At 37.1% G+C, this 3,415-nt stretch carries 5 protein-coding genes; 1 reads left to right on the top strand and 4 read right to left on the bottom strand.

Features of this window, described 5'->3' with window-relative positions:
* From bioD to AC1DPQ_RS21840, 4 genes are all read right to left on the bottom strand, one after another.
* Window positions 1-463 (bottom strand): dethiobiotin synthase (gene bioD / locus AC1DPQ_RS21855; protein WP_477610863.1); only part of this gene is annotated, 463 nt, incomplete at its 3' end.
* Complete coding sequence (locus AC1DPQ_RS21850; protein ID WP_477610862.1) at window positions 464-1,585, bottom strand: aminotransferase class I/II-fold pyridoxal phosphate-dependent enzyme; 1,122 nt, start codon at window positions 1,583-1,585, stop codon at window positions 464-466.
* 74 nt (window positions 1,586-1,659) lie between these two features.
* Window positions 1,660-2,112, bottom strand: a complete 453-nt coding sequence (locus tag AC1DPQ_RS21845; RefSeq protein WP_477586271.1) for a hypothetical protein — start codon at window positions 2,110-2,112, stop codon at window positions 1,660-1,662.
* 78 nt (window positions 2,113-2,190) lie between these two features.
* Window positions 2,191-2,967, bottom strand: a complete 777-nt coding sequence (locus AC1DPQ_RS21840) for an XRE family transcriptional regulator (protein WP_086546492.1) — start codon at window positions 2,965-2,967, stop codon at window positions 2,191-2,193.
* Window positions 2,968-3,100: 133 nt separating this feature from the next.
* Between AC1DPQ_RS21840 and AC1DPQ_RS21835 the strand changes: the two genes are divergently transcribed.
* Window positions 3,101-3,415: GIY-YIG nuclease family protein (locus tag AC1DPQ_RS21835; protein ID WP_477610861.1), on the top strand; the 315-nt coding region annotated here is incomplete at its 3' end.

Raw genomic sequence — 3,415 nt, 5'->3', positions numbered from 1 at the left:
CTTTAACCGGAATTTCGTATTGTTTAAGCAGATTGACGGATAAAAGTGTATGGTTAATGCTGCCTAAATAATTTTGTGAAACCAGTATCACTTCAACATTCAACTTTTTGATCAGGTCGATAATCAGCTCTTTTTCGTTTAAGGGTACCATTAAACCCCCAGCACCTTCAATAATCAAATTGTTCTCCGTTAAAGGCATATTGATTTTGTTCAGATCAATCTCAATACCATCTAATCTCGCTGATAAATGCGGTGATAGGGGTTGTGTTAATCTGTAGCTTTCCGGGTGGATAACGGTTTGCGTATTGCTTATTAAACTACCTAATGTTATGCTATCGCTGGTATCTAAATCTCCCGATTGGATTGGTTTCCAATAATCTGCTTTTAGTTTTTCGGTTAAAATGGCACTGATTAATGTTTTTCCRATACCTGTTCCAATGCCTGTGATAAAATATTTAGCCATTTAATTCAATTCTTTAAGATGGTTAACCAACGAAATAATTTCCTCGTCGGTATTAAAGTTGTGAAGACAGATTCTGAGCCGTTCTTTGCTCAAAGCTACTGTTGGGCTTAATATTGCCCGTACATCAAAACCTTTGCTTTGCAGTGCCGTAGCGGCCAGTTTAGTCGCTTGATTTGATGAAAACAAAATACCCTGAATAGTACTTTTGCTATCAAGTGCACTAATGTTTTGCTCTTTTAACATTTTTCTAAACAATGCAATTTTTTGATGAATCAGCTGATGATCAATTTTATTTAAGTGTTGGTATGCCGATCTAACTGCAACTATATTATGAATGGGAGCAGCTGTGGTGTAAATGAACGATCTTGCAAAATTAATAAGGTAATGGCGTAAGTTTTTACTTCCTAAAATAATGGCTCCGTGTACGCCTAAGGCTTTTCCAAAGGTTACAATTCGTGCAAATACTTTACTGGTCAGGTTAAGCTGGCTGATTAATCCGCTGCCACTTGCACCAAAAACTCCCGTAGCATGAGCTTCATCTACAATCAGGTTGGCCTGGTAGCGTTCGCAAAGGTTAGACACGTCTATTAATGGTGCAATATCTCCATCCATAGAATAAACACTTTCTACCACCACAAATATGTTTCCTTTTGCCAGTTTCAGTTTAGTTTCAAGATCGTTTATATCGTTATGAARAAATTTATAACGTGTAGCATGACTTAACCTACAGCCATCTATAATACTCGCATGAATCAATTCGTCAGTGATAATCGTATCGCCACGCTGCGGGATGCTCGATAATAGCCCTACATTGGCATCATAACCGGAATTAAAGATCAATCCACTTTCAGCCAGGTGAAAATCGGCAATAAACTGTTCGGTTTCTTCAATAAATGCGGTATTTCCGCTTAACAGTCGCGAACCACCAGCTCCGTTCAGGTAATTAGGGAGTGTGGCTATGGTATCGTCGATCAGTTTTTTTAATTCACTAGATCTAGCAAAACCTAAATAATCATTAGAACAAAAATCAAAAGGAGGAATGTTCGTCGATAAATTCCTGATCGAAAGGTTATCTTTTCGTTCCTGAAGTTTGCCGTTAAGAAACTGTTCAATTTTGCTCATCGGTCAAAAGTAAAAAAAGCGCCCCGAATAATCGGAACGCTTTCAAAAATATAATTAATTAATGTTTGAGCTATTTATCCTTGTGCAGGAGGATTAGAAACTACAGGTGCTTTGTCTTTTTTACCTCTTCCACCCATYCCTTTTCTCATTTTCTCACCCTTTTCTTTGGCTTCGGCGCGGAAAGCATCCATTTTGGTTTTTTGTTCAGCAGTTAAAATGTCATCTATTTTAGCTTTTTGCTCATCAATAGCGGCTTTGCGTTCTTTCATTTTGCCTTTCATATCGCCTTGATCAGCAGATCTCCAAGCCTCCATTTTCTTTGCGTTTTCCAATTCAATGGCGTAAATTTTGGTCTTTTGATCAGCGGTTAAGCTTAGCTGTTTCTCTAATCTGGCGGTAACCTTTTCTGCTCTTTGCTCGGCAGTCATTTTAGGCATTGCCCGTCTTACTCTCTTTGTAGTGTCTTGAGCAAATGCAGCGGTTAATCCCATTACTGCAATTGCTATTGTTAAAATTGCTTTTTTCATGTTCTGTTTTTTATGTGTTTGTTAAATGAATAGATACATAAAAACGCAAACGGTTTAATCGGGCCTTGTTAAAAAAAGTTAATTTTTATTTAATTGAGAGATTGACTTCTGCATTTGCGCCATCATCTGAGTCAAAGTTTCCATTGTTGGATCTGGTGCAGGTTCTGGTAATGAGGTAGATATATATGCCTTGGCTTTCCAGATTTCCAGGATGTCGTCGGCAGCAATTGTATAGGCATCATATACCTTATTGTCTGATATCAGCTTTAAATCTTTATTCTCTCTGAAACGGTTACCCGCTCTTTTGTATACTACACCTTCATTTTTACTAATCACGATGTACGTTTCGCCGGTTTTTACTTCATTCCAGTTATCCAGGTATTCGCCAATAATCACACTACCTGGTTGAACTGGTAACATACTATCGCCCATAATTTCAAAAGCCCTAAAGGTACCTTGTCTTAATGCAGCTAATGGAAGTTGGAATTTAGGTAGGTCGCTAATATATTGAGGATCAGAAAAACCGTTCAAGTAACCAGCGCTTGCTTTAACCGGAACCAATTCGATATTTTCGCGATCGTTCTGATCAACAGAAATGCTCAGTACCCTTAGGTTGGATCCCTGGCTTTTTGGCTTCGGTTTCCAGCTGTCAGATATTTTCTCATTGATGAATTCATCGATGGTAAGATCAAAGTATTCGGCTATTTTTTTTAGCAAATCATATTTAGGTTCCGCCCGGTCTTCCTCGTAAGCCCCGATGAGCGATCTCTTGATTTCCATTATATCAGCGAAATTTTGCTGTGTATGGCCTTTTTTCTTCCTGAGGTACTTTAAATTATTTGAAATATTTGACATAAAAATAAATTTTAAAATAAATTTGGAATTACTAAAATAGTTAGTAATTTTATGCTCATAAAGTTAGTAATATTATTTTGATTTGCAAGAGGGTATACTAAATAGTTTAGTTTTAAGTTTTAAACACAAGATCATGAAAAAGTTTGTTTATATCGTTACCGACAGAAATCGTACAAGTATGCACGTGGGCATGAGCTCTGATTTAATGAAGACGCTGGATTTCTACAAACAGATGCCAAACTTATTTTTTGATAACGGGCAACAATTAACCCGCCTTGTTTATTTTGAAGAGTTTAAAACAGAAGCACAAGCTTTGCTGCGTTTTAAATCAATTAGCCGGTTTACACGCATGCAAAAAGAACGTTTGGTAAGATCTTGTAATCCAGATTGGATTGATTTAACTATAGGGCTCGATTTCGAAAATATTCTTTTACATCGGAATATAAGC

This window comes from Pedobacter sp. 01T416_2, assembly GCF_056398925.1.
Note: the sequence above shows the minus strand (reverse complement) of the source record. Positions and strands in the feature narration are given on the sequence as shown.